The sequence below is a fragment of the Melittangium boletus DSM 14713 genome (genome assembly GCF_002305855.1).
GTDB lineage: Bacteria > Myxococcota > Myxococcia > Myxococcales > Myxococcaceae > Cystobacter > Cystobacter boletus.
The window spans coordinates 2,585,632-2,610,352 of record NZ_CP022163.1 but is presented as its reverse complement, the minus strand read 5'-3'; the positions used below and the strand labels follow the sequence as shown (position 1 = coordinate 2,610,352).

Annotated in this window: 21 protein-coding genes and 2 pseudogenes; 13 read left to right on the top strand and 10 right to left on the bottom strand. The window is 67.5% G+C overall.

The window, feature by feature from the left end:
- Positions 1 to 426: 426 nt before the first annotated feature.
- Positions 427 to 1,095, top strand: coding sequence for a hypothetical protein (locus tag MEBOL_RS10825; protein WP_170115483.1), 669 nt, complete (start codon positions 427 to 429; stop codon positions 1,093 to 1,095).
- Positions 1,096 to 1,097: 2 nt separating this feature from the next.
- Complete coding sequence (locus MEBOL_RS10820; RefSeq protein WP_095977352.1) at positions 1,098 to 1,553, top strand: immunity 26/phosphotriesterase HocA family protein; 456 nt, start codon at positions 1,098 to 1,100, stop codon at positions 1,551 to 1,553.
- Between the two features lie 100 nt (positions 1,554 to 1,653).
- Here MEBOL_RS10820 and MEBOL_RS10815 read toward each other — a convergent pair whose 3' ends face one another.
- Positions 1,654 to 1,977 carry a Rossmann-fold NAD(P)-binding domain-containing protein gene (locus MEBOL_RS10815; protein WP_157774874.1) on the bottom strand — a complete coding sequence of 108 codons (324 nt, stop codon included), beginning with the start codon at positions 1,975 to 1,977 and terminating at the stop codon, positions 1,654 to 1,656.
- Entirely contained in the window at positions 1,974 to 2,525 is a 552-nt protein-coding gene (locus MEBOL_RS10810) for an NAD-dependent epimerase/dehydratase family protein (protein WP_095977350.1), read from the bottom strand. Before MEBOL_RS10810 ends, MEBOL_RS10815 begins: the two co-directional genes overlap by 4 nt.
- Before the next feature lie 17 nt (positions 2,526 to 2,542).
- On the opposite strand from MEBOL_RS10810, the gene MEBOL_RS10805 reads away from it, so the two are divergent.
- Positions 2,543 to 3,562: a serine/threonine-protein kinase gene (locus tag MEBOL_RS10805; protein WP_095977349.1), complete on the top strand. Its 1,020-nt coding sequence runs from the start codon at positions 2,543 to 2,545 to the stop codon at positions 3,560 to 3,562.
- Positions 3,563 to 3,565: 3 nt separating this feature from the next.
- Here the strand turns inward: MEBOL_RS10805 and MEBOL_RS10800 are convergent, their stop codons facing one another.
- Positions 3,566 to 4,888, bottom strand: coding sequence for a sigma 54-interacting transcriptional regulator (locus MEBOL_RS10800; protein WP_095982701.1), 1,323 nt, complete (start codon positions 4,886 to 4,888; stop codon positions 3,566 to 3,568).
- A 25-nt stretch (positions 4,889 to 4,913) separates the two neighbouring features.
- Here MEBOL_RS10800 and MEBOL_RS43605 point away from each other — a divergent pair, with 25 nt between their 5' ends.
- Together MEBOL_RS43605 and MEBOL_RS10790 are read left to right on the top strand one after the other, a co-directional pair.
- Positions 4,914 to 6,491, top strand: coding sequence for a serine/threonine-protein kinase (locus tag MEBOL_RS43605; protein WP_170115482.1), 1,578 nt, complete (start codon positions 4,914 to 4,916; stop codon positions 6,489 to 6,491).
- Positions 6,488 to 7,471 (top strand): hypothetical protein, encoded by a 984-nt coding sequence (locus MEBOL_RS10790; RefSeq protein WP_095977347.1) that lies wholly within the window; start codon positions 6,488 to 6,490, stop codon positions 7,469 to 7,471. The genes MEBOL_RS43605 and MEBOL_RS10790 overlap by 4 nt, the downstream gene beginning before the upstream one ends.
- Positions 7,472 to 7,481: 10 nt before the next feature.
- Here MEBOL_RS10790 and MEBOL_RS10785 read toward each other — a convergent pair whose 3' ends face one another.
- The 3 genes from MEBOL_RS10785 to MEBOL_RS10775 form a co-directional block, all read right to left on the bottom strand.
- Complete coding sequence (locus MEBOL_RS10785) at positions 7,482 to 8,891, bottom strand: glycosyl hydrolase (RefSeq protein WP_095977346.1); 1,410 nt, start codon at positions 8,889 to 8,891, stop codon at positions 7,482 to 7,484.
- A gap of 168 nt (positions 8,892 to 9,059) precedes the next feature.
- Positions 9,060 to 10,193 (bottom strand): LamG-like jellyroll fold domain-containing protein, encoded by a 1,134-nt coding sequence (locus MEBOL_RS10780; RefSeq protein ID WP_157774873.1) that lies wholly within the window; start codon positions 10,191 to 10,193, stop codon positions 9,060 to 9,062.
- 109 nt (positions 10,194 to 10,302) lie between these two features.
- Positions 10,303 to 11,793 carry a cellulase family glycosylhydrolase gene (locus tag MEBOL_RS10775; RefSeq protein ID WP_157774872.1) on the bottom strand — a complete coding sequence of 497 codons (1,491 nt, stop codon included), beginning with the start codon at positions 11,791 to 11,793 and terminating at the stop codon, positions 10,303 to 10,305.
- Positions 11,794 to 12,120: 327 nt separating this feature from the next.
- Between MEBOL_RS10775 and MEBOL_RS10770 the strand changes: the two genes are divergently transcribed.
- The 3 genes from MEBOL_RS10770 (at position 12,121) to MEBOL_RS10760 (ending at position 16,016) form a co-directional block, all read left to right on the top strand.
- Positions 12,121 to 13,530, top strand: coding sequence for a serine/threonine protein kinase (locus MEBOL_RS10770; protein WP_095977343.1), 1,410 nt, complete (start codon positions 12,121 to 12,123; stop codon positions 13,528 to 13,530).
- Between the two features lie 177 nt (positions 13,531 to 13,707).
- Positions 13,708 to 14,346, top strand: a complete 639-nt coding sequence (locus tag MEBOL_RS10765) for a jacalin family lectin (protein ID WP_095977342.1) — start codon at positions 13,708 to 13,710, stop codon at positions 14,344 to 14,346.
- Positions 14,347 to 14,594: 248 nt separating this feature from the next.
- The gene (locus tag MEBOL_RS10760) at positions 14,595 to 16,016 is read left to right on the top strand and encodes a hypothetical protein (protein ID WP_157774871.1); all 1,422 of its coding nucleotides are present in this window, start codon (positions 14,595 to 14,597) and stop codon (positions 16,014 to 16,016) included.
- 257 nt (positions 16,017 to 16,273) lie between these two features.
- Here MEBOL_RS10760 and MEBOL_RS10755 read toward each other — a convergent pair whose 3' ends face one another.
- Both MEBOL_RS10755 and sitA5 (MEBOL_RS10750) read right to left on the bottom strand, forming a co-directional pair.
- Positions 16,274 to 16,627: a hypothetical protein gene (locus MEBOL_RS10755; protein WP_170115481.1), complete on the bottom strand. Its 354-nt coding sequence runs from the start codon at positions 16,625 to 16,627 to the stop codon at positions 16,274 to 16,276.
- Positions 16,627 to 18,069: pseudogene (gene sitA5, locus MEBOL_RS10750) on the bottom strand (SitA5 family polymorphic toxin). Before sitA5 (MEBOL_RS10750) ends, MEBOL_RS10755 begins: the two are co-directional and overlap by 1 nt.
- A 141-nt stretch (positions 18,070 to 18,210) precedes the next feature.
- Here sitA5 (MEBOL_RS10750) and MEBOL_RS44055 point away from each other — a divergent pair.
- Positions 18,211 to 18,540 (top strand): DUF5953 family protein, encoded by a 330-nt coding sequence (locus MEBOL_RS44055; protein ID WP_425437607.1) that lies wholly within the window; start codon positions 18,211 to 18,213, stop codon positions 18,538 to 18,540.
- 217 nt (positions 18,541 to 18,757) lie between these two features.
- Here the strand turns inward: MEBOL_RS44055 and MEBOL_RS10740 are convergent.
- Positions 18,758 to 19,108 (bottom strand): annotated as a pseudogene (locus MEBOL_RS10740) (DUF2019 domain-containing protein); the annotation flags it as partial.
- Positions 19,102 to 20,544, bottom strand: a complete 1,443-nt coding sequence (gene sitA5 / locus MEBOL_RS10735) for a SitA5 family polymorphic toxin (RefSeq protein WP_483869358.1) — start codon at positions 20,542 to 20,544, stop codon at positions 19,102 to 19,104. The pseudogene MEBOL_RS10740 and the gene sitA5 (MEBOL_RS10735), both read right to left, overlap by 7 nt.
- Before the next feature lie 313 nt (positions 20,545 to 20,857).
- Here sitA5 (MEBOL_RS10735) and MEBOL_RS10730 point away from each other — a divergent pair, with 313 nt between their 5' ends.
- From MEBOL_RS10730 to MEBOL_RS10715, 4 genes are all read left to right on the top strand, one after another.
- Positions 20,858 to 22,198 carry a hypothetical protein gene (locus MEBOL_RS10730; protein ID WP_095977335.1) on the top strand — a complete coding sequence of 447 codons (1,341 nt, stop codon included), beginning with the start codon at positions 20,858 to 20,860 and terminating at the stop codon, positions 22,196 to 22,198.
- 221 nt (positions 22,199 to 22,419) lie between these two features.
- Positions 22,420 to 22,878 carry a GFA family protein gene (locus tag MEBOL_RS10725; RefSeq protein ID WP_095977334.1) on the top strand — a complete coding sequence of 153 codons (459 nt, stop codon included), beginning with the start codon at positions 22,420 to 22,422 and terminating at the stop codon, positions 22,876 to 22,878.
- Positions 22,879 to 23,027: 149 nt separating this feature from the next.
- On the top strand, positions 23,028 to 23,408 hold the full coding sequence (locus MEBOL_RS10720) for a hypothetical protein (RefSeq protein ID WP_245919636.1): 381 nt from the start codon (positions 23,028 to 23,030) through the stop codon (positions 23,406 to 23,408).
- A gap of 280 nt (positions 23,409 to 23,688) precedes the next feature.
- Positions 23,689 to 24,714: a hypothetical protein gene (locus MEBOL_RS10715; protein WP_095977333.1), complete on the top strand. Its 1,026-nt coding sequence runs from the start codon at positions 23,689 to 23,691 to the stop codon at positions 24,712 to 24,714.
- Positions 24,715 to 24,721 lie beyond the last annotated feature (7 nt).

Here is a 24,721-nt window from a genome sequence, read left to right as displayed (position 1 = left end):
GGACCCCTCATGGGATTCCGTGGATTCGAACGCTTCAAGGCAGGAGCCCACACCCCGAGGTGCTACGTGATGCGTTGTTCACTGGTGCTGCTCTGCGTGGCCCTGATGGGGTGTGGCGGCGCTGCTCCAAGCGTCCGTCATGCCCCGGATGCTCAGAGGCGCTGCGCCTATGTCCCGTCCCGTGACGAGGCGGCCGGAGACAGGAAGGAGGAGGTCTCCTCAGCTCGCGCGGGTGTTCACGTGGTGCTTGTCGCGGCGGCGGGGGCTTCGCCCGTGGCTTCCCCTTTCCCAAGTCCGGCCCCTGTCCTGGAGGGGCTGTCGGGTGAGGGGTTGGGGAACGGCATTCCCCGAGGCGTGCTCCGGTTGGTGCCTGAAGGAGGCGCGGGCGCGGAGGTAGGGGCTGGCGGTGCCGCGGGGGAGACGGTGGTGGTGGGGGGCGCGTTCGTCGCGGCCGTGGGCAGCGGGTTGCTGGTCTGCTTGACGGCCCGTGCGGCCTTGGATGGGGAGAAGACCCCCATCGAGATTGCGGACGAGTATTACGGCACACACTTCGGAGACGTGAAGGGGTGGGTTCAAGGTCAATACCGGGACGTTGCGCCTCCGCCTGGCGCAGCACCCAGATCGAAACCCGACGAGAGCACCGGCAAGAGACTGGGGCGCATCTATGTCACCTACACGAAGCTCAATCAGATGACCCAGCGCTACTACGCCGGACGGACCAGCATGGTCGTCGATCTTGCTGAGCCTCTCCGAGTTCAAGCTGCATTGGCGGTTCTCCTTCGAAATAGGAATCACCACTTGGACGAGAATGCTGAACCAAAGGGCGCCATGTTCGACTTGGCGCAGACTGATCGATTCGATGTTGGCACCGCCGTTGACTATAGCCAGAGATATGACGACGTCGCTTATTGGCGGATTCGCGGGAGAGAACAGCAGTTGATTGATTTCCTTGGTGGAGCCCGCTCTGACACCGGAGAGCCTTATCGCACCGAGAATGTCGTACGTGGCGTGGCGAAGGAGAATCCACAAGGCAGAAGGTTCCACGCCGCCGCGACAGAGTTGTGGGGCCAACTTCAACCTTACACGGGATACTAAGGATGCCGCGAATCTACAAACCGGGCTCGTTCTTGAGAATCCCCCTTGACGACGGTTCTTTCGGTTACGGCAGAGTGCTCAAACTGCCGCATGATGCTTATTATGATTACAGGACCGATACTCCAGATTCAGATCTGGATCGGATCGCCTCGAAGCCCATCCTTTTCAAGATCATGGTCCGACATATGGAGGAGAGGGCGTGGGAACTCATTGGGTGGAGAGAACTGGAGGAGCAGTTTTCTCAACCGATTGTTCAGTTCATGCAGGACATTGGTAACTTCCGCGACTGCACAATCTTCGACACCGTTGGCAATGAGAGAAGCGCGGAGCCCCAGGCGTGTATCGGGCTTGAGCGCTCGGCTGTCTGGGAGGAGGCGGGAGTCGAGCAACGCCTGCTCGACTCCTTCGTGGGACGGCCTAATGCTTCGGTGGAGCGTTTGAAGGTGCGCCTGAAATAGGCACGCTCATAGGCGCAGACGCGGCTCAATGCGGCGGGTTGTTCTGCGTGGAAGCGGCGGGAATCGAAGCTGCCGCCGGAGGCATCCGCGCTTCGGTGGCTCAGGACACCCGCTGGACGGTCGAGGCGACCATGGGCCCCCCGGCCCGAGGCAGGCGCGCCCGGTCCACGTACCCGTGCGTGGCGAACCACTCCACGGCATCCGTGAAGGTCTCCTCGAGCGGCCGGAAGCGGATGCCCAGCGTCCGCTCGGCCTTGGACGAGTCGAAAGCCGTGTTCGTCCGCTCGCGGCGCAGCGTGCGGAAGCCCTGCCAGCTCACCAGCACCGGGCGTCCGGAGAGCCGTGCCCAGGCCTCGTTCAGCAGCGCCAGCGTTCCCAGCAGCGCGTCCGGTACCCGCGGCCTGGGCGCCGGGAGTCCCGTCACCGATGAGAGCACCTGGAGTGCTTGGCCCACGTGCAGGTCCCTGCCCGCCGCCAGGTAACGCTCGCCGCGCTGGCCCTTTTCGGCGGCGGCCACCCGCGCGGCGGCCACGTCCCGCGCGTCCACGTAGGCGAAGCGCGTGTGGATGACGCCGGGCAGTCTGCCGTGCAGGAAGTCCAGGACGAGCTGTCCCGCCGTCGTGGGCCCGAGTCGCCCGGACCGTTCATGAAGCCCGGAAGCACCAGCGAGGCGTGCAGGTCCGGGTGGCGCTCCAGGGCGGCGTCCACCTCGCGGTCCGCGAGGACTTTCGAGCGGTAGTAGGCGTCCAACTCGTGCTCGGCGTCACGCCGCATCGTCTCGTCGGTGAGCGGGTGGCCCGGGCGGGGTGCCAGCACGGCGATGGAGCTGGTGTGCACCACCCTCCGCACGCCTTGCTGGTACGCCGCCTCCAGCAGGGCGCGCGTGCCCTCCACGTTGATGCGCATCAGCCCCGCCGCGTGGCTGCCGCCCTTGTAGCTGTCCCGGAAGTAGGCGGCGGTGTGGAAGAGCACGTTACAGTGCCTCGCCCATGCCGCAAGGTCCGAGCCTCGATGACTTCGTCCTTCTCAAGCGTCTGGCCCTGGGCGCCATGTCCGAGGTGTTCCTCGCGGAGGTGAAGGGCGCGGTGGGGCCGGACCGGTTGGTGGCGCTCAAGCGGATGCGCCCGGAGGTCGCGGGCGATGAGGCCTGGGTGCGGCAGTTCCTCGATGAAGCCCACCTGTCCACCCTGCTCAACCATCCGTTCCTCGCGCGGCTGCGCACCTTCGGTCAGCAGGACGGCCTGCTCTTCCTCGTGTTCGAGTACGTGCATGGCCTCACCCTGGCGCAACTCCTGGAGGCGCGCCGCACCGCGGGACTGGGGCCCATGCCCTGGGCCCACGCGGCGCGCATCGCCCTCTCCGTCGCCGAGTGTCTCGGCTACCTGCACGCCCTCCAGGGCCGGGAGGGCCAGCCCCTCGGACTCGTCCACCGCGACATCCATCCCGGCAACATCATGATCGCCGACACCGGAGCGGTGAAGCTGCTCGACTTCGGCATCGCGCGCCGCTCCGGCCGGCTGACGGAGACGCAGCCCGGCCGGGTCAAGGCCCGCCTCGAGTACGCCGCGCCCGAGCAGCTTCGCGAGGCGCCGCTGGATGGCCGGACGGATGTCCATGGACTGGCGCTGACGCTCCACGAACTGCTCTCGGGCGTGCAGCCCCTGCGGCGGGACACCCCCCTGCGGACGATGGAGGCGGTGCTCAAGGATGTGCCCCGAGGGCTCGGCGCGGTGCGCCCCGCCGTGCCCGAGGCGCTCCAGCGGCTGGTGACGGCGGCCCTCGCCAAGGAGCCCGCGCGGCGCCCGTCGCTCCTGGAGGTGCGCACGTCGCTCGATCAGGCCCTCCGCGACGGCGCCCCCTTGGTGGGTCTGCCCGAGCTGGCCGGACTGGTGGCTCCCTGGCTCCCCGGCTCCGGGCGCCTGCCCTGGAGTCAGGAGCACCCCCGGGAGAACGCCACCGTCACCCGCACCGCCGACGTGTCCCGCCCGCCCGCGAACACGAAGCGCTGAGGCTCAATCGCCCGCCTTCAACCCGTAGCGGTTGAGCAGTCCGTGGACGTGGCTGCGTGCCAGTCCCGCGGTGCGCGCCACCTCCGAGATGTTGTTGCCACACCGCGCGAGCAGCGCCGTCAGGTACTCGCGGGTGAAGGCCTCCACCATGCGCTCCTTGGCCTCCTTGAAGGTCAGGGCGCTCAGGTCCTCGGTCGCGGTGGCCGTGCTCACGGGCTGGGCGTCCGGCAGCTCCACATCCCCCGCCGCGAGAACGCGGTGCACGAAGTTGCGCAGCTCGCGCACGTTGCCCGGCCAGTCGTAGCCGACCAGCCGCCGCACCAGTTCCTCCGTGAGCGGGAAGTCCGGCTGGCCCGCCTGCTGGAAGAGATGGCGCGCCAGCAGGGGAATGTCCTCCGCGCGCTCGCGCAGCGCGGGGACTCGTACCGGCACCACCGCCAGCCGGTAGTAGAGGTCCGCCCGGAAGCGTCCCGCGGCCACCTCCGCCTTCAGGTCCCGATGCGTGGCCGCCACCACGCGCACGTCCACCTCCCGCGCGGCGTTGTCCCCCACCCGGCGCACCGTGCCCGACTCCAGCACCCGGAGCAGCTTCGGCTGGAGTTCCAGGGGCAGCTCGCCCACCTCGTCGAGGAAGACGGTGCCGCCATGGGCCTGCACCAGGTGCCCCTGGCGCTCGGTGTGCGCGCCCGTGAAGGCGCCCTTGGCGTGCCCGAACAGCTCGCTCTCGATGAGCGAGGGAACCACCGCCCCACAGTCCACGATGACGAAGGGCCGGGCGCTCCGGGGCGAGGCCAGGTGGACCGCCTCGGCCAGCAGCTCCTTGCCCGTCCCCGTCTCGCCCAGCAACAGCACGGAGAAGGCGGAGCGCGCGGTGCGCTCCAGCACGCCGAAGAGGCGCTGCATCACGGCGCTCTGTCCCAGCGCGCGTCCGAAGGCGGTGCGCGGCGCGGTCTCGGCTCCCTCGTCGGACGGCTCGGGTTGAATGAGCAGCGTCGTCTTGCCGAGCGTGAAGCGGGCCTCGCTCGCCACGGTGACCTCGTGGATGCGCACCCCCAGGGACCAGGTGCCATTGCGCGAGCCGACATCCCGAACTCGCACGCCCTCCGGCCGGGCTTGCAGCTCCAGGTGGACCCGCGACACCGTCGGGTCGCTCAGCCTCAAGCCTCCCTCCACCTGGGTGCCCACCAGCAGGGTCCCCTCGAGCGGAAGGTCTCGGCGCGCGTCGGGCCCCGTCTCCACCACCACCCGGAAGCGCGAGCCACGTGCCGCTGGCCGCCCCTCCGCCAGGGCATCAGGAGAGAGGGGTTCGGTGGAGGAAGCACCCATGAGGTATGGCACCATAGGGCCCCCCATGGTCCCCCACAAGCAACCCTCTTCGTGCGCCACCTGCGGGCTGCCCGTCTCCTCACCAGGAGGCCCCTGCACGGAGTGCACCGCCATCACCCAGCACGCGGGCGAGGCGGGGTGGCGTCCGCGCGAGACAGAGCGGCGGCCCCTGGCTCCGGGTGACGTGCTGGAGGGCAAGTGGCGGCTGGAGGAACCGCTGGGTGCCGGGGGCATGGGTCAGGTATTCCGGGCCCGGGACCTCGCGCTCGAGCGCAGCGTGGCCATCAAGTTGTTGCACGAGGCGCTGTGCGAGGATCCGGAGAGCATGGCGCGCTTCGAGCGCGAGGCGCGGGCGATGGCGCGGTTGGAGCACCCGCACATCACCCCCATCCACGCGGTGGGCCAGGAGCGCGGACGTCCGTTCATCGTGATGAAGCACCTGGAGGGCATGTCCCTGGCGCGCTACCTGCGCTCGGTGCCCGGACCCCTGCCCATCCCGGAGGTGCTCGCCCTGGCGCGGCAGCTCTGCGCGGGGCTGGACTTCATCCACCAACGCGGCTGCGTCCATCGCGACATCAAGCCGGGCAACATCTTCCTCTCGCCGGGTGGGCACGCCACGCTGCTCGACTTCGGCATTCTCTGGGAGCATCGCGGCGAGGAAGCCACCCGAAGCGGCTCGCGGCTCGGGACGCCCAGCTACATGGCGCCCGAGCAGGCTCGAGGCGAGCCCGTGGACGGACGCGCGGACCTGTTCTCCCTGGGGCTGGTGTTGTTGGAGATGCTGACGGGCCTGCCGCCCGCGAGCACCTGCCGGCTCCTCGGCGAAGGGCCCCGGGAAGCGGCCCAGGCCCTGCGGGAGCGGGCGCCATGGTTGTCCCTCTCCCTCATCGCGGTGCTCGTCCGGGCCACCGCGATGAACCCGGAGCAGCGCCACGCGGGAGCCCTCGCGTTGCTCGCGGCGCTGGAGGACCCGGAGGGCGTGCCACCCGCCTCGGCCACGACGCCTCCCCCGGCGCCGGCTCCCGGTGGGCGCGGCAAACCCATGCGGCCGCTGGCCCTCGCGTTGCTGGGCGTCGCGAGCGTGGGCGCCCTCGTCCTCGGCGGGCTCGCGCTCCACGCGTCGGATGAGGCCCCAGCCGTCCCCGTGCCGGCCGAGCCTGGTACCTCCGTGTCGGCCGTCACCGCTCCCGCCTCCGCCCCGTCGGCCCCGGCGCCAGAAGCCCCCGCGCTTCCGGAGCGCTCGCCCGTGGCCGCTCCGGCTCCCGTTCCGGCGGTGCGCGACTCCCGTCCCTCCGCCTCGAACTCCTCCCGCCATGCCCGCGCGCAAACCTCGCGCGCGCCCTCGCCGGTGGGCGGCGAGTCCCGGTCAAGAGCCAGCAAGGGCCGGGGAGAGGTTCGCGTGGTGACCGTGCACCAGGGCCGCACGGTCTGGGCCCATGTCCGCGTGGACGGCGAGCACCACGGGGCCACCCCGGTGTCGCTCGAGCTGCCCGAGGGGCGGCACTCCGTGCGCGTGGAGCGCGTGGGCTTCGCCTCGGAGGAGCGTCCGATCGAGGTTCTTCCAGGGACGAAAGCAGTGGTACGCATCGAGCTTCACGAATGATCGCCCCCCTGCTCGTGATGTCGCTGCTGCTCGCCTCGGGCGCGCCCGCCGAGGAGCCTCGCGAGCTGGAGGCGGCGCTCCAGGCGCTGTCCGAGGGAGACTTCGAGTCCGCGCTCTCCCGGGTGGACGCGGGATTGCGGCGCATCCGTGACGAAACCCACGTCGCGCGGTTGCAACTGGTCCGGGGCGAGGTGTTCGCGGCGTTGCGCCGGTACACCCAGATGGAAGCCGCCTTCGCCCAGGCGCTCGAGTCGGATCCGGACGTACGCCTGGATCCGGAGCGCGTGCAGCCCACCGTGGTGGCGCTCTTCGAGAGTCTGCGTGATCGGCTCCGGGGCGAGCTGGCCATCGAGGTCGAGCCCTCCGGAGCGGAGCTGTTCCTGGAGGGCCGCCCGCTGGGTCGGGCGCCCTGGCGGGGTCCGGTCCCCATCGGGACGCACATGCTGGAGGTGGGTCCGGGGAGGACGGCGCTCCAGGTCAAGGCGCGTCCTGGCCGCACGGAGCAGGTGCGTGTCGTCCTTCCCCCGGCCGTCTCGCCATCGTCACCCGGGTCCGCGCTCGCGTTCAGCGCCCAGGTCCGGGCCGCGCTGGGCCTGTCTCCCTTCTCGGGGATGGGGATGGAAGCGGGAGTCCGGCTGGCGGGCACGTATGTCCATGGAGAGCTCAACGCCACCGTGGGCCGCCAGCTCGGAGCGTCCGCGCGCCTGGGAGTCCAGGCGCCAGAACTCCTCGGCCCGCTGACGGTCTTCCTCTCGCTCGATGGATACGCGCTGGGAGGCCCGGCCCTGTTCGGCGGTGGAGTGTCCGCTGGCGCGAGCATTCCCCTCTCCCACCGGTTCTCCCTCTTCGCGGAGCTGAGCGGACGCTGGCTTCCCTCGGGCTCCGAGTACGGAACCACGCATCTGCTGGGCCTCTCCGGCTTGCGCTTCACCCCGGGCGGGTCCTCACGCCACCGGCTCCCAGAGCCAGGGAGCCGGTAGTCGCGTCAGCTCAGAAGAGCTGCTGGTAGCGCGCGGCGGAGTTGGGCATGCGGGTGTTGGGGTTGAGGATCCACCGGCGGTTGTCCCTGTCCACGTTGAAGAGGCACTCGTAGAGCAGCTTGCCGGCGCCCGTGCCGCCGTTGGCCTTGAAGAAGGCGTGCATCTGCTCGATCCACACCACCGAGTCCCCGTTGTCCGCGTTGCCGGACCACTCGGAGATGGACAGCGGCAGACCTACGCTCTTGGCGAACTCGAGGTGCTTGGCCAGGCCCTTGGGCGCCCCGTAGCCATCCGTTTGCAGGAGGGAGCTGTTCCAGGTGGCCACGTCCGCGACGTAGGGATACTGGTTGTAATAGTCCACGCCCATCACGTCGACATAGGCGGCACCCGGGAAGGTCTTGCGCCAGTCGATGCCCGAGCTCACGGACTCACGGTTGACGTTGAAGACGAGCTTGGCGGCCGGGAAGATTTCCTTCTGCAGCGCCCGGTAGCGCTTCCACGCGGCGATGAAGGACGTGGCGTCGCTGGCGGTGACCTTCCAGGGATACCAGTTGCCGTTCATCTCGTGGGCGAAGCGGATGTAGACCGTGCCCGGGCGGCTGCCCCACTTGTTCTTGAGCGTGGTGAGGGACTGACGCCAGCGCGCGTCGTAGGTGCCCGTGGCCGCCTTGGCCCAGGTCTCACCCGAGTCGATGGCACCCACCGCCATGTCCAGGCTCTGCTGCCAGGCGCCGAACTCCGCGCCGGAGTCGAGCTGCCAGAAGTTCGCCGCGGCCGTGTTGTTGTCGGACCAGGTGGCGGCGATCTTCACCGCGCTGCCGCGCCAGGTGGCGAAAGAACCCGAGGCGACGCCGACGCCCGAGGCGCCCGAGAGCCACGGGCCGGCGGTCCCGGTGTCACCGCCTCCGCTGTTGGGCGTGGCCACCGTGAAGGCCGCACTCGCGCCATCGCGCCAGACGCTCGAGCTGTCCTCCCACGTCGGATAGAGTTCCCAGGTGCCCAGCGGATCGGTCGAGGCGATGGTGCGGGTGGCGGTGAGCGTCACGCTCTCGCCCGGCTGCAGGGTGCGGCCGGTGATGCGCGGCGTCAGGTCATAGAAGGGGCCGTTCGCGTGCGAGCCGCCGGGGGCGCGCGAGGTGAGCACGATGTTCTTCGTGGTGACCGCGGTGGTGCCGTTGTTCTTGTAGGTCACGGTCGCGCTCAGGGTCTGACCGCGCTCCAGCGACGTACTTGTGGCCTTGGCGGCCTGGGTGATGGTCAGCGCCCCGGACGTCTCGGCCGCCTGGGTGACCTCCACGAGGGCTTCGGCGCTCGTGTCCTCGAGGGGACCTCCACAGGCGGTGGAGAAGGCGAGCAGGGTGGAGGCCACGAGCCGGAGGAGCTGGCCACGGGAGAAGGAAGGGGGAGATGCGCGGGTCACGGTTTTCTGCCTTTCCGATGAGGTCGGAGATTGCGTGCGCACCATGAGCAATCCCTGTGCCAGTCCCGGATATCAGGACATACGAGGGAAACACCGTACTGCCCGGCCACGGACTGACCTGAGGTGTGAACAACTCCTGTTCACTCGACAGGACAGGTCCTCGGGCTCTCAGCGTCTCCAGCGCCCGCGTCGAAGCCAGGGCCCCACGAGCACTGGCAGCGCCACGAGGGCGCCTGGCGCCGAGGTGCAGCCGGGCGTCATCGTCCAGGGCCCCGTGGCGGCGTCATCCGCGTCCGGAGCGTCATCGGGCATTCCTTCGTGCTCCACCGCGAGCGTCGCGGAGAGGAAGTCCGGGTGCGAGGCCTCCACCCGAGCGGTGCCCGCGGTGCCTCCCGGGCGGAAGTACACGCGCCGCTCGGAGGTCCCCGCGGCGAGGAGCGCGCGCCCGCTCGGAGTCCCGCACGCCGCATCCGCGTGGAAGCCACCCGCTCCCGCCACCGTGGACAGGGCCACCTCGGTCTCGTACGGCGCGGGGGCGGGTGCCCCGGTGGCGGAGTCCCGCAGGGACACGTCCATGGGGATGCACCCCGAGGAGGCCCCCGTGTCCTGGGGCCGCTGGAGACCCAGCCGGCTCGCCATGGGCGAGGTGCTCACCCGCACGTCATCGAAGTCGAGGGAGCCCACGAAGGTGCCCGTGTCCGACCAGGGCTCGCCCACCACGAGCCGATCCAACACATTGGCCGCATCCCGCCAGTCGCGCCCGGAGAGGACTCCCTGCTCGACGCCGTCCACCCACAGCCGGGCTTCTCCGGCGGTGGTGCCCAGTCCCCGGGCGCTGAACTCGACCAGGTACCAGCGCTCCGCCTCGACCCGCGAGCCATGGAGGCTGACGTAGGTGCGGCCCGAGCCGTTCCTCACGGCGAGCTCCCAGGTGGGCTCCGGCGCCAGGAGTCGCAATTCCACCAGCGCCGGCAGGGCCTGCACGGCCACCACGCTCCCGGACGCGCTGACGGCGCGCAGGCGCAGCCACGTCCGGACGTGGAACTCCGAGGACAGCGGGGCACCCGGCTCGACGCTGGCACTCGCCAGGGAGCCCGGGTTGCTGGTGCGGTCGGTCACGGTGAGCCCGTACCGCCCCCGGTGTGCCCCCGCCGCCCCGCTGGCGAGGGTGTTGGGACTGGTGGCCGCCGCATCGTCCCACCGGCCGGCGGGCGTGTCGCTCGTGCGCAGCGTCCCCGTCTCGAAGTCATCCGAGAACCAGTGGATGGGGGCCGCGACGCCAGGCAGCGACTGAAGGAGCACCCAGCATCCCAGCACCCTGCCTCGCCACGGCGATCTGACCCTTCCCACGCGCATCCCGCCGCACTCTAGCAGCGGTGCTCGAGGAAAGGGCCCGTGCGGCGCACGACGGTTAGCGGACCACCGTCAGGTCGACCCGGTCCGCGTTGAGGGTGATGCCGGACGAGCTGGCGTTCTTGCGGCCCGACACCGTCACCTTGAGGGTGTGCGTCGCGGAGCTCAGCGTGGGGCTCGTCCACAGCAGCTTCTGGTCCTGACGGGTCGAGGCGTAGAAGTCCACGTCCACCGCCGAGCCGCCATCGATGGACACCGAGGCGATGCCATGGTGCGGAGCGGTCGAGCCGTACAGCTTCGCCTGCGTGCCCGTGAAGCGCACCGTGAAGGAGGCGTTGGCGGCGTGCGAGAAGTGATCGTCTCCCTGGAACTTGCCAGTGCCGGTGCCCGACTCCCAGGTGCCGGAGTACTGGAACTGCTCCAGCCCACTGCCGACCACGCTGTCGTTGAGCTGCACCGTGGTGCTCCCCGTGGGCGGCGGCTCCGTCGGCGGCGTCTGGGCCAGGGGGAAGGACTTGATCATGGGGAGGATGGGATCACTCGGCCCGAAGGTGAGCTCGCAGGCGGACGTGTCCTTGGCCTGCCAGTTCCAGACGAGCACCGCCGCGGCGCGGCCCGCGAGGTACTGCTCGAACTTCTTGCGCATGTCGTCCCGGCGCCGGGTGCGGTTGGTGCGGCAGCCGCTGTCGGCGGCGTTGATGCCCGTCTCCCCGATGATGAGCGGCTTGTTCAGCGCGTCCATCGCGCGCAGGGCGGTCGAGAAGTGCGGGGACACGATGGTGTTGCCGTTGTTGTAGTCGTAGTCGTACTCGTGGAGGCTGCCCACGTCGATGTGGGGCACGTCGTGGATGAGCTTGAAGCCCGACTCGCCCCCGTATGCCCAGGGCGCCCAGGAGCCCGAGCTCACCAGGTGGTTCGGGTCGACCTGCTTGATGTTCGTGCTGACGTCGTTGAAGAAGGCCTTGAGGGTGGTGTTGTCGGTGTCTCCCGGCTCGTTGATCACCTCCCACATGCCCACCGCCGCGGAGCCCTTGAATCGCGTGGCGATCTCCCGCACCCACGGCAGGTAGTTCGTCTTGTAGCCGCTGGAGTACCAGGAGCTCACCTTGCCGCTGCCGTCACCGCCCTGGGCGCCATCCGTCTCGCCGCAGTGGCTGCGCCCGTCGGCCAGGGTGAGGACGAGCTTCTGGTTGTACTTCTCGGCCGCGCGGACCACCTTCTCGATCCTCGTGAGGCCCGTGGGCTTGAACGCCCAGGTGCGCGTGAGGCTGTTGGGACGCAGCCCCGCGAAGTAGGCGTCGAGCTGGGCGTCGGTGGGGGCCGCGCCACAGCCCGTCAGCGAGAAGGCGTTCATCCCCACCATCTGGTACGGCGCTCCGTTGAGATAGAGCTGCTTGCCCTGGCGGTAGAGGAAATTGGAGGGCACGGCCAGCTCGCTCGTGCCGGACGCGAGCGCGTCCTGGCCCTCCTCGGGCATCCCTCCGCACGCGGCCAGCAGGGACAGGGAGAAGAGGCCGAGGACTCGGCGGACGGGAAAGGGGGTTCGCATGGAATGCTCTCGTGGTTGGGAGACAGGGGACCTCGCGGTCCCGCGCCTTCCGTGAGCAAGACAGGGGCCAATTCCACGTGTTCCTGGTTTTACAGGGGTTTGAACGACCCCCGCGTGTCCGACACCTCGTCGCGGGCGTGGCACTTGGCCTCTCCGGTGAACAGGACCTGTCCACTCGACAGGACAGGGTGGCCGTGTGCCACCTCCGACACGACCTGTCATGTCATCTCGCATCGTGCGAGGAACCCTCCGTCCGAGGTTACGTCCGCTCTCACCTCGTAGTAAGAGGCCGCGTCCTGGCGGACGAACGCGTGCGGAGGTGAGAGGGTGACCACGAACCATGGAGTGACGCACTTCGCGGATGCGTTGGAGCCGGGGACGAGGGTGGGCCGCTGGAGAGTGGTGGAGCCGCTGGGAGTGGGAGGGCAGGGGGCCGTCTACCGGGTGGAGGACACGGAGAATCCCGGCGACTTCCATGCGCTCAAGCTCGCGCTGGATGCGAGGGACGGGCGTGCGGAGCGGGAGGTGGAGCTGATGAGGAGCCGGGCGGCCCACCCGCATGTGGTGGGCTTCCACGGTTGCGCCCGCTGGCCGGATTCCGGAGAAGGGCGTCTGGGACTCGTCATGGAGTGGGTACCCGGCCAGGCCCTGGACGTGTGGGCGGAGACGGAAGGCACCACCTTCCGTCGGCTCGCGGGAGTGGGCGCCACGGTGGCGAGAACCCTGGGCGAACTGCATGCGCGAGGGGTGCTGCACCGCGACCTCAAGCCCGAGCACATCGTGGTGCGCGCGTCGGATGGACAGCCGGTGCTGCTGGACTTCGGAGTGGGGTGGTACGAGGGAGCGGCCCCGCTCACCACGGGAGCGCTGCCGCCGGCCACGCTGTACCTGCTCAGCCCCGAGGCGGTGCGTTTCCTGTGGAGCAGCGCCGAGCGCCCCGGAACGCACTACGTCTTTCAACCCACGGATGACTTGTATGCCTTGGGCGTGTGTCTGTACCGGGCGACCACGGGGCATTACCCCTTTTCCGAGTGGCTGCCAGCGGATGTGTTGCAGTCGGCCATCGTGCACGTGAGGCCGTTGGAGCCCGCGCGCGTCAACCCCCGGGTGCCTCGGGCCCTGAGTGACGTGATTGTCCGGCTGCTGGCGAAGGAGCCTCGGGAGCGCTACCCGAGTGGCGTGGTGCTGCACGAAGCGCTGGCCGCGGCGGCTCGCGGAGAGGAGGCCGCATGGGACGCGGGCATCTTCGAGTGGGAGGAACTTCCAGCGGAGAGGGAAGGGGAGAAGCCCGAGCGGCACCTGGTCCGGCCCCCGAGGCCCAGGCCGTCATGGAGCTCCGCGCCTCCCGTTGCCGTGCGTGAGCAGAAGAGGAGTCACTGGCCCAGGAGTCTCGTGCGAGCAGCGGCGGTGCTACTGGTGTTGATGCCGGTGAATCGCGGAGCACCAGTCATGCCGAGTATCCATGTTCCAGAAGAGGAATGGGCCACGGATGTGAGGCTGGAGCCGAGTGCCAGCCAGAATGAGCAGGCGCCGTTGCCGGCGAGAAACCAGAAGCAGGCGCCCTGTACGGAGGGGTTGGAAGTGGAACTGTCCGGCGCCTGCTGGCTTCGGTTGTGGCAAAGACCTCCGGACTGCCCGCGCCAGACCGTCGCGTTCAAGGGCCAGTGCCTCTTGCCTGTGCCGAAATCCCGTCCTGTTCCGACCAGCGTGGATGGTGGGGTACCCGAAGCCCGATGAGTTGGCGGACGAAGTTTGGGTTTGCCCTCGTCTAGAGTACTACGTGGAGTCCAGTGGATCGGTAAGACTGCTCACAGCCTTCCTGTGAAGCACATCACAGCTGGTCCACGGTCCAGAAGGCACTGTTCTCCACGTTGGGACGGCACACCGCCATTCCATATCTCGAGGACAGACACCATGAAGAAGACCTCTTCCGCCCTGATGATCGCCGCCAGCCTCTCCATCCTGCCCGCCTGCGGCATTGAGGAGACCAACACTCCCGAACTCCAGGGTTCCGAGGCCCCAGCCTCCTCGGACCTGGGCCAGACCGGCTCCGCGCTCTCCGTGGGCTCCTACAGCGTCAACCTGTCGGCCCACGGTGGCTCCGGGGGCGCGGCCAGCAGCAAGGAGTGCCCGGCCAACTACGTGGCGGTGGGCATCCACGGGAGCGCCGGCGACATCGTCGTGTCACTCGGCCTCGTCTGCCGCTACCTGAACAACGACGGGACCCTGGGGGCCTGGTACTACACGTCGGCGACGACCGGCGCCTATACGGTCACCCCCTTCAACATCCAGTGCCCGGCCGGACAGGTCGTCGTGGGATTCCATGGTCACAACAACAATTTCCTGGATTCGCTGGGTCTGTCCTGCGCCACTCCCAACAACTGGATGAGCGGCTCCGGTGTGGAGTTCTCCACGGTCAAGGTCGGAGGCACCGGAGGAGGCTATGAGTTCTCGGACCTCTGCCCCCCGCAGTACGTGGTCCGCAAGCTCAACTTGCGCTCCTGGGATCTCATCGACCAGGCGCAGGCCGTCTGCAACTCGCTGATGTGGTAGCCCGGCCTTCAGAGCCTCTCCCGCGCTTTGTGTGCTCGCCAGTTCCTGGGGATCGTCGCTCCAGCATCAGGCGTCTCGATTCGAGGACCACATGAAGTGCGGGAGGGCCACGTAACTGGGTGAATTCCTCATCGAGGGGCCTCATGCCCTGGCCGAGGACTTCAATGGGAATGGGCGCGCGGGCGGACGTTCCGACGGGACCCACTCGCGGACTACAACCCCGAGTGATAGAGGCATGCATTGATCCCATGAACATCAAAGAAACGAATCGACTCCTGTCTTGCTGCTTCCTGCTCGGTCTGTCCGCTTGCGAGGAGGCGACAACCCAGGGACAGGTCCAAATCAAGGTGACCTGCGAGGCGACCACCTTGGAGGTCCTGAAGAAAACCCAGTGCGCGGCGAGCGCAATGGACCCCGAGGGGCGCCCCGTCGAGGTCGGTCACCTCATCTGGAGCAGCAGCGACACGAAGCGGGCGGGCGTGAATGCGACGGGACAGGTGGATGCCCGCGCCCAGGGCACGGTCACCCTCCAGGCGACGGCCATCTCGACCCGCTATGACATCCTCCCCGGTGAGGCCATTCTGAACGTCCAAGGCACCGTCCATGGAGGGAGCCTCACCACCTCCGAGACGTGGCGGGCGGCGGACAATCCCCATGTGGTGACCACCCACCTGACGGTGGCGGGCGCCAACACCCCCACCCTCACCCTGGAAGCCGGCGTCGTGGTTCGCTTCATGCCCCACATGGGACTGCGCGTCGGTGACACCGACACCGGGGTTCTCTCCGTGGAAGGAACCGAGGCGAACCCCGTCCTGCTCACCTCCGAGGACGAAAACACCTCTCCTGAATCCCACGGCTGGGAAGGGCTCCTGGTGCGCGAGCACTCCGCCATCCGCCTCCATCACGCCGTCATCGAGGGCGTCGATGGGTATGTGCGTGGCGGCGCCCTGTACGTGGATGGGGCCTTCCTCGCCGACAACGTCACCGTGCGCCGGTGTGTCGGAGTCGCCTATCTGCTCGTGGGCGGCACGTTCGCTCCCGGCTCCACGAAGCTCCGAGCGAACGGGTGCGATCAACCGCTCACGATCCGAGCCGACGCGGTGGGCTCCATTCCCCCGGACAGTGAATTCACGGGCAACGCGTCCGACGCCGTCTTCGTCTCTGGTGCCGTCAACCACAGTCAGACGTGGCCGAATCCGGGCGTGCCCTATGTCATGAGGAGCGACCTCGCCGTGGGAAACCCCCTCACCCGACCGGTCCTCACCCTCTCCCCGGGGACCGAGCTCCGGATGGCTCCGGACAAGGAAATCTGGGTGGACGAACAGGGCAGTCTCATCGCCCAGGGCACCGCCACGCAACCCATCCGCTTCGTGGCGAACGCGGCGGCGCCCTCACCGGGCTTCTGGAAGGGTCTGCGCTTCGACCAGGCCCAGGGCAGCAGGCTCGAGCATGTCTCCGTGTCCCACGCGGGCCCAGCGGCATTGACCGTCAACGCGGAGTTGGGCGCCTTCGTGACCCGGAGCGCGTTCACCCACTCTTCCGGCTGCGGCCTCTTCCGCGCGAGCGCGGTGACCACGGACTTCACCCTCGCGGAGTACGGCAACACCTTCTCCAACAACGCCCTGGGCGCGCAGTGCCAGAAGCCGGAGGAGGAGCCGAGCGCGCACTGAAGCTCTGACTCAGTAGAATTAAACGAGCGGGTGGCCCAACAGTAGCTGTAAGCAAGCTCCGCAACCCGCATTCGATTCACCTGAAGGCAGCGGGGGGGGCCTGTCATCAACAGGGCATGGCCCCATGATTATGCGGAGCGCCTACGCGGCTATTCCGAGCTTCGCCTAACGGGCCCTGGTGACCTCCACCGGCCCGAGGTGCCAGCCGTGGCTGCCGTCGGGCTTGGACGGAGACACCGGGCACGCGACTCTAATTTCTAATCAATATCCAAGCTCCAAGTGCCCTCATCCCAATACTTCAACGCCTGGGATGCCTCAAAAGGAATCAGACCTTCACCCTTGGCGGCTTCCCTAAGAACGGGCAAGGCTTGTTCCGGCCTATCACTAAGCAAGAAACCCGCCGCGTAGACTCGCACATCCATGCGTGAGTGCGTAAGCAGTCCTGCGAGTGCATCCCGTCCAGCCTCGCCATGGTCGCGTAGCTTCTTATAGGCGGCTATGTATCGCTTCGCCTCCTTGTCCCCTCCCTTGCTACGGTCGCCACGCATAATCGCATCTGTCTGTGCAGACACGTTTCGGGCGAACTCCTCCACTATACTCTCCAAGTCCATCACCAAACCCCGTTCTTGATGTTCTCCATCGCAAGCAAGCCGAATTCTCTCTGCGCCTCGTAGGATTGAGTGCTAAGCCATTGCCTCACCGTCAGTCTTGTCGATTTGGTGATGAAAATCGAATCCTTGAATAAAAGGCGCTCACCTTGTCGTGTAGCACCTTATCCAGTGCAATAACGTTTTCAGTGTTGTGCAGGGCCTCGCCCCCGAAGCGCTTCGCGTTGCCCGGAGTCTTCTCCACGATGTGATGCCATTCCTTTCCGGGGCCCGCCTTCCCCATCGCTGACTTGAAGCCGCCAAACGACCCCCACGCCCTGTGTCCGTTGGGGAGGAGCTTACCCCGAGTCGGGGCAGGACTCCCAGCGGCAACGCCCCGGGCAGCCATGGCCACGGCATGAGGCGCCAACACCACGCGGATCGTCCTCTCTGGCACAGAGACAATAAGGCGTTCGGCTCCGGTTACCGTCTCCAGCAGGCCCAAGCCGGTATGAGCCGCGACTCTCTCCGACGCTTGCGCGAATCCGGGGAGCTTTGGGGCCTTGGAAGCAAGGGCCACCGTTTCACCAATGGCCGCCGTCCCCACGATGACGAGAATTCGCACACTGTTGGGGCCGATGACACGCCCGAAACGCTCGCCGATCTCACGCAACTCCGCGAAGGTAGAGGCCCGGGGCGCATCCTCGTAAAGCCGCGCATAGGCCCGCAGCAGGTCGAAGAATTCATAACCGAGATAGCCCCACAAGGCGGCGCTAAACACCAAGGCCGCGCCCTTTGTTATCGGCTCGGGCACGGGCGCCACCAGCAGCGCCATATAAACCGTGATGCTCATGCTCAGCATTGCGAGCATTCGCGTAGGGTCGAGCATGGCTCGCACTTCCGCGCTTACGCCTTCCAGGGCAGGACCCACCGCCAGGGCAAGCGCAAGGCTTCGCTTGTCGTCATCCCGAATACGGGGCCCGTCTTCAAACAGCGTCAGGCAATCCCCTGGAGTGCCGCACCGCTCGCAAAAATGCCCATAATTCCTGGCCAGGTCTGATTGCCACGCTTCGCCACTCAAGGGCGCGGAAGCCAACGCCAGCCTACGGCCGACATATAACGGGGGACGGGACGCGGCCACCCGAAGCGGCATGTTGATCCAAAGCGTTGTCATGGCCGCCGAAAACTCGGCGTCGCTCACCTGCACCGGCGCGAAGTCCATGGGCAGCCTGGCAAAGAAAGCCTCTCCCTCCTTGGCTCCCGTTCTCGGCTTCCGCTTCCAGCGCCGACGGTTCGGACGAGTCGTGCGGCACGGGTGGACGGTAAGGGGAAGCCGTCCACCCTCCACCCATGGGGGCCCCCGTGGCGCACGCTGTCACCAGCATCAGCGCCGCCAGCGCCAGCGCCCCCGCGCGCAGGGGCCGTCGTGTGTCCATGGGGCGAGTGTCGACAGAATGCCTGGACATTGCCGCACCTCTCCGGGCGAACCGCCCGAGCTGGAAGCCCAAACCCGTCGATTACAGAAAGCGGCTGACAGCCAGGTCAAGCCGTCGGGCCTGGTGAGGTGCTGAAAACCCATCGGGTAGGTCGGTTTTCCCTCCGGCCGGATGGAGTGGCGGCACTCCTCGCGCGCCGCGCCTTGCTTCCCAGCTTGCTCCCCAACCGGGAACGTGACGTTCCCCAGGGTGACGGTGCGGGGCCCTTGGGCTTCCCACGGCTTGAGGGTGCAGGGGCAGGCGGGTTGCCCCGGCCCCCTCTCGGCCCCCATCACGACAAAGCCCAAGGTGCCGTTGGCCTCGCTGCGGCGGCGGATGTGCTTTGAAGCCATGGCGGCGGGCGCGAGTGCGTGGTGGGGACATGCGACACCGTTCAGCGCGGGGGTGGAGATCGCACGGCAAACAATCGAACCGGTACATAAGAGTTCGTTTCATAAATGAACTTGTCGAGGAAGGTGATCCGTGGCTGCCCGGTGACCTCCACCGGCCCGAGCCTCGCCTGCCCGGTTCTGGCGCGCTCTTCTCAAGATCAACCGTCGGGCTTGTTCCGCTTGCTCCCCCTCCGTTTGTCGGTAGTGCCGCGCCCCGTGCGTGGTCGGCTGCGCTGGCTGGGTCGTGTTGGGCTAGGCGCTTCTGGCTGCCCCGCGGCATCCTCGGCAGGGTCCAGGGCCCACGTGCCGCTTTCCCAATTCTTCAATACTAACGAAGCCTCAAAGGGAATCATCCCCACACCCCTCGCCGCCTCTTCCAGTATCGCTCGGGCCTCTTCCGTCCGGTATCGGAGCAAATACGCAGCCGCCGACACTCGAACATCCATGCGGGGGTGCGTAAACAGCACAGCGAGCGCATTGCGCCCGGCATCACCATGTGCGGTCAATCCGTCGAATGCGGCAATGTATCTCTTGGCGTGCTTGTTGCCGGTCTTCGAGTCACCTCTCCAGATTGAATCCGTCTGTGCAGCCACGTTCTCGGCAAACTCCGCAACGAGCTTCTCAATATCAGTCACCAGATACCTCCGGCAAGGTTCTTGATGGCCAACAAGCCGAACTCGCGCTGTGCCTCATAGGACAGGGTACTAAGCCACTGCCGCACTGTCAGCGTTTTTGAGTTCGTGATCCTTGGCTTGATTGCGGAGTAAAACGCACTAACCCGCGTGTGAAGCGCCTTGTCTAATGCGGTGATGTTCTCGGTATTGTGCAGGGCTTCTCCGCCAAACCGCTTCGCGTTGCCCGGAGTCTTCTCCACGATGTGATGCCATTCCTTTCCGGGGCCCGCCTTCCCCATCGCTGACTTGAAGCCGCCAAACGACCCCCACGCCCTGTGTCCGTTGGGGAGGAGCTTACCCCGAGTCGGGGCAGGACTCCCAGCGGCAACGCCCCGGGCAGCCATGGCCACGGCATGAGGCGCCAACACCACGCGAATCGTCCCCTCTGGCACAGAGACAATAAGGCGTTCGGCTCCGGTTACCGTCTCCAGCAGGCCCAAGCCGGTATGAGCCGCGACTCTCTCCGACGCTTGCGCGAATCCGGGGAGCTTTGGGGCCTTGGAAGCAAGGGCCACCGTTTCACCAATGGCCGCCGTCCCCACGATGACGAGAATCCGTACACTGTTGGGACCGATGACACGCCCGAAACGCTCGCCGATCTCACGCAACTCCGCGAAGGTAGAGGCCCGGGGCGCATCCTCGTAAAGCCGCGCATAGGCCCGCAGCAGGTCGAAGAATTCATAACCGAGATAGCCCCACAAGGCGGCGCTAAACATCAAGGCCGCGCCCTTTGTTATCGGCTCGGGCACGGGCGCCACCAGCAGCGCCATATAAACCGTGATGCTCATGCTCAGCATTGCGAGCATTCGCGTAGGGTCGAGCATGGCTCGCACTTCCGCGCTTACGCCTTCCAGGGCAGGACCCACCGCCAGGGCAAGCGCAAGGCTTCGCTTGTCGTCATCCCGAATACGGGGCCCGTCTTCAAACAGCGTCAGGCAATCTCCTGGAGTGCCGCACCGCTCGCAAAAATGCCCATAGGATTTGGCCAGGTCTGATTGCCACGCTTCGCCACTCAAGGGCGCGGAAGCCAACGCCAGCCTACGGCCGACATATAACGGGGGACGGGACGCGGCCACCCGAAGCGGCATGTTGAGCCAAAGCGTTGTCATGGCCGCCGAAAACTCGGCGTCGCTCACCTGCACCGGCGCGAAGTCCATGGGCAGCTTGGCAAAGAAAGCCTCTCCCTCCTGGCTCCCGTCCTTGGCTTCCGCTTCCAGCGCCGACGATTCGGACAAGTCGTGCGGCACGGGTGGACGGTAAGGGGAAGCCGTCAACCCTCCACCCATGGGGGCTCCCGTGGCGCACGCTGTCACCAGCATCAGCGCCGCCAGCGCCAGCGCCCCCGCGCGCAGGGGCCGCCGTGTGTCCACGGGGCGAGTGTCGACAGAATGCCTAGACATTGCCGCACCTCTCCGGGCGAACCGCCCGAGCTGGAAGCCCAAACCCGTCGATTACAGAAAGCGGCTGACAGCCAGGTCAAGCCAAAGCCCAAGGTGCCGTTGGCCTCGCAGCGGCGGCGGAGCGTGCCCCCCTTCGATGCCCACCACGACGGCACCGGCCCCATTCAGTGGTAATGGGGGCTCATCAACTCCGCCCGCGACGCTTTCCGCTCCCGACGCGGGACACTGAGCCTCGGAGGTTTGTTCGGCGGAGGGCATTGACGGCGCGCCTCGCTTGAGGTGCTGGTCTGGCCTCGGGACAGTGGGCGGACCCATGCGCCTTCCTCCCCTGCTCCTTGGTCTCTTCCTGGGGCTGTCCGCCCAGGCGCGGTCCTCCACGTCGGACTCGGAACACGCCGGGCACATGGCGCATGGCGATTCCCTGGCGCACACGGACCCTGCGGCGCACGGCGGCCACTCGCAAACCGAGGTGCGCTCCCTGCGCGACATTCCCTTGATGCGCCGGGGCTCGGGCACCTCGTGGCAGCCGGACCTCTTTCCCCCCGCCATGATTCACGGCCAGGTAGGCAATTGGGGCCTCATGTTCCAGGGCCTGCTCTTCGGGGGCTACGACGTCCAAGGGGGACCTCGGGGCGCGCGGGCCCTCGAGGCCCTGGGTTGGGCGATGCTCATGGCCGAGCGGGAGTGGTCCTCGGGACAGCTCGTGCTCAGCCTGATGCTCAGCCCGGATCCCCTCACCGCGGGTGCCAACGGGGGCTATCCGCTGCTGCTCCAGACGGGCGAGTCCTATCGGGGTGAGCCTCTGCGCGACCGCCAGCACCCCCATGATCTGTTCATGGAACTGGCCGCCTCCTACACGCACTACTTCTCGGACACCTGGGGCCTGATGCTCTATGTGGCGCCCGCGGGCGAGCCCGCCCTGGGCCCCGTGGCCTTCCCTCACCGCGTCTCCGCCCGCTTCGACCCCCTCGCCGTGCTCGGCCACCACTGGCAGGACTCGACCCACATCTCCTTCGGAGTGGCGACCGTGGGCCTCGTCACGCCGCTCGCGAAGCTGGAGGTCTCCGCGTTCAACGGCCGCGAGCCCGACGAGAACCGCTATGACCTGGACCCGCGCGCCCCCGATTCCTTCTCCGTGCGCCTGTCCGCCAACCCCACGACCCGAGTGAGCGCCCAGGTGTCCTATGGCTACCTGGCGAGCCCGGAGGCGCTGGAGCCCGAGGTGTCCGCGAACCGCTTCACCGCCTCGGCCACGTACCATGCGCCCGTGGGGGCTCGGGGCTTCTGGGCCACCACCGCCGTCTTCGGGCGCAACCTGGAGTCCGGCGAGCCCCCCACGAACTCCGCGCTCCTGGAGAGCAGCGTGGACCTGGATGGCCATCACGCGGTCTTCGGCCGGGTGGAGTACGTGCGCAAGACGGGGCATGACCTGGTGCTGCCCGAGGCCCTGGAGCACCAGACCTTCGACGTGGGCGCCCTGGCGCTCGGCTATGTCTACCAGTTCGCGCCCTGGGGGCCCGTGAAGGCGGGCCTGGGCGCGCGGGGCGCGGTGAACCTCGTGCCCGAGTCCCTGGTGCCCTTCTTCGGGAGCCGCACGCCGGTAGGCGGCATGGTGTACGTGCGACTGGCCCCCATCATGCCCAACACACGGTGAACCACAAAAGCGGCGGCGTCCGCCCGTGAAGAGAGACAAAGTGCGCAGGGCATGGATGTGGTCCTCGAAGAGCGATTCCAGGCGGAGTCCGCCCGACGGGCCGAGGTCGTGGATCGATCCGAGCGCTTGTGGACCCCGGGTCGCTGTGCCTCTGATGTGGCCAAACCGGTGGTACCCGCTGGCAAGTCCAGCGGGCAGGCGAAAAAGGAAAGGAAGACGTTATGAGTGACTCGAAGTTTCCCGCGGAAGGTGGATGCCGGTGTGGACGGGTGCGGCTGAAGATCAGCGCGCCGTCGTTGCTCACCATGGCCTGTCATTGTACGGGCTGTCAGCGGATGACCGCCAGTGCGTTCTCCTTGAGCACCGCGATTCCGAGCGAGGGCTTCGAGATCACCCAGGGCGAGCCCGTCATCGGCGGCTTGCACGGAGCCTCCCAGCACTACTTCTGTCCCTACTGCATGAGCTGGATGTTCACTCGGCCGGAAGGCATCGACACATTCGTCAACGTGCGCGCGTCGATGCTCGACGACCCCAGCGGGTTCACGCCGTTCATCGAGACGTGGACGAGCGAGAAGCTCCCCTGGGCGACCACTCCGGCGGTCCACAGTTTCGAGAAGCTGCCGGCGTACAGCGACTTCGAATGGCTGACGAAGGAATTCCTGGCGCTGTCGGCGAAGTAGCATCCCGGGGCGTGGACCGTAGGGGTTGTTCCTTGATTTATCAGGAATTGAAACTCTGCTCATGAACACGCACCTATTAGGTACATTCAGATACAATCGCTGATGTGATTCAATGGGTCTACGGATTGCGGCGTGAAGTCATTCACGTCATGCTCCTGGCCGCTGAAATCGATCCCAAGGAGGACGTCAGTATGCGCAGAACCGCTCTTCGTGCTGCTTTTGCCCTGACCACCGTTGCCACCGTCGCGGGCCTCGCTGTTTCACCGGATGCCGCATCCGCCGCTCCCGTCACCGACTGGGAATCGGGTCTGACGTTCTACAGCGACGAGTTCAGGACCCCCGTGGTGAACTTCCCCGCCCCCGACGGCGGGTGCCATCCGTTCCCGGCCACCGCCCGCGCCCTCGTCGGGTGGAGCAACGTCGAGAACGTGATCGCCTACTGGACCGACGACTGCAGTGGACAGCCGATCGCGCTCGGAACGCTGATCTCGTTCCATCCGGGCGAGTTCGCGAGCTTCACCGCCTACTGAGGTGTCACCACGGATGGGCGCCCTCTCCGGGGTGCCCATCAGAAGCAGTGGGTTGTGCTCGGAGACCTGGTGACTGCGGTCTCCAGCTGGTGACTGGACTCCTCTCCCTTCCGCCCCGTTTCCCGCGCGAGCCTCCGGCCGCTCCCGAGTCCTTCTCCAAGGGTTTCAAAGGGTTACGGCACCTGCCCGGCTTTCCCGCGCGCACTCCCGTGCCTGGCCCGGTTCCTGCTTTCGTGTCGGTCGCGCTGGTTCTCCCCGCTTCGGCCCCACGGAGTCTGAAATGTCCATCTCCTCTCTCAACCGCCCGTCCTTCTCCTCGCCCCCGGTGAGCACCTCCTGCACCCAGCCGGCCTCCACTCCGGCCCAAGGGGTGGACGGCGCGCTGGCGCCGAAGCCCGGGAACGAGCTGTGGCAGAAGCGCATGACGGACTCCTTCGATCAGGGCGGGGGAGGCCTGGAGCAGGCGATGAAGCAAGTGTCGCAGGTGCTGGGCGACATCGCGCAGGTGCTGGGCACCCTGGGGCAGCAGATGCAGGGGGCGCAGGGCGGTGGCCTGGGCGAGGCGCCGCCGGACCTCGCGTCCGGCGTGGAGGGCATCGGCGGGGCGCAGCCGTTCAGCGGCACGCCCGCGGCTCAGGAGTCGGCCGCCGCTCCAAGCGTGGCCAACGGCGCGGGCGGCCCGGCGCACCCCACTTACAACAGCGATGCGGGCCCCGGGTTTGGCCCGCCGTCCGCGGGGTCCACCGAACAAGTGAATCCGAGTGAGCCGTGGTTGGCCAAGAACAACGTCGGCACGCCCTACAACAGCAACATGCAGCTCATCGACCCGGGCCAGAAGGATCAGTTCAAGTTCACGAACACCTTCACCAACAAGACGAACGAGCCGCAGACCATCACCCTCTGGAACAAGACGGGCGAGGACGGGGACCCCAACAGCGGCCAGTACTTCGACAAGAGCACGCCGAAGACGTTCACGCTGCAGCCCGGCGAGTCGCAGGTCGTGGCCTTCGACAACAACAGCAGCGTGGCGTGGTCCGCGTCGAAGGACGGCACGGCGAACCCGGGCGCGAACGCCGGTCAGACCTGGGGCGAGGCGACGTTCGGCAACGCCGGCACGGGCTGGAGCGGCTACGACACCAGCCAGATTGCCCCCGCGGGCCACAACGGCAAGATGTCCATCACGAACGACGCCACGGGCAAGACCGTGACCGAGGCCGACGCCTGGCAGACGCCTTCGGACAACCCCGCGGGCCGTGACGTCGGCGTGCCCGCCGGCCCGCTGAACCTGACCACGGTCCTTGGCTGAGTGGTTC

Bases quoted from the DNA above. Each gene is read 5' to 3' on its own strand.
- MEBOL_RS44055 (WP_425437607.1), top strand. From the start codon at position 18,211: ATGGAGTGGCGGCACTCCTCGCGCGCCGCGCCTTGCTTCCCAGCTTGC.
- MEBOL_RS10725 (WP_095977334.1), top strand. From the start codon at position 22,420: ATGAGTGACTCGAAGTTTCCCGCGGAAGGTGGATGCCGGTGTGGACGG.
- MEBOL_RS10790 (WP_095977347.1), top strand. From the start codon at position 6,488: ATGATCGCCCCCCTGCTCGTGATGTCGCTGCTGCTCGCCTCGGGCGCG.
- MEBOL_RS10715 (WP_095977333.1), top strand. From the start codon at position 23,689: ATGTCCATCTCCTCTCTCAACCGCCCGTCCTTCTCCTCGCCCCCGGTG.
- MEBOL_RS10755 (WP_170115481.1), bottom strand. From the start codon at position 16,627: ATGGACTTGGAGAGTATAGTGGAGGAGTTCGCCCGAAACGTGTCTGCA.
- MEBOL_RS10765 (WP_095977342.1), top strand. From the start codon at position 13,708: ATGAAGAAGACCTCTTCCGCCCTGATGATCGCCGCCAGCCTCTCCATC.
- MEBOL_RS10730 (WP_095977335.1), top strand. From the start codon at position 20,858: ATGCGCCTTCCTCCCCTGCTCCTTGGTCTCTTCCTGGGGCTGTCCGCC.
- MEBOL_RS10805 (WP_095977349.1), top strand. From the start codon at position 2,543: ATGCCGCAAGGTCCGAGCCTCGATGACTTCGTCCTTCTCAAGCGTCTG.
- MEBOL_RS10800 (WP_095982701.1), bottom strand. From the start codon at position 4,888: ATGGGTGCTTCCTCCACCGAACCCCTCTCTCCTGATGCCCTGGCGGAG.
- MEBOL_RS10760 (WP_157774871.1), top strand. From the start codon at position 14,595: ATGAACATCAAAGAAACGAATCGACTCCTGTCTTGCTGCTTCCTGCTC.
- MEBOL_RS43605 (WP_170115482.1), top strand. From the start codon at position 4,914: ATGGTCCCCCACAAGCAACCCTCTTCGTGCGCCACCTGCGGGCTGCCC.
- MEBOL_RS10775 (WP_157774872.1), bottom strand. From the start codon at position 11,793: ATGCGAACCCCCTTTCCCGTCCGCCGAGTCCTCGGCCTCTTCTCCCTG.
- MEBOL_RS10720 (WP_245919636.1), top strand. From the start codon at position 23,028: ATGCTCCTGGCCGCTGAAATCGATCCCAAGGAGGACGTCAGTATGCGC.
- sitA5 (WP_483869358.1), bottom strand. From the start codon at position 20,544: ATGTCTAGGCATTCTGTCGACACTCGCCCCGTGGACACACGGCGGCCC.
- MEBOL_RS10820 (WP_095977352.1), top strand. From the start codon at position 1,098: ATGCCGCGAATCTACAAACCGGGCTCGTTCTTGAGAATCCCCCTTGAC.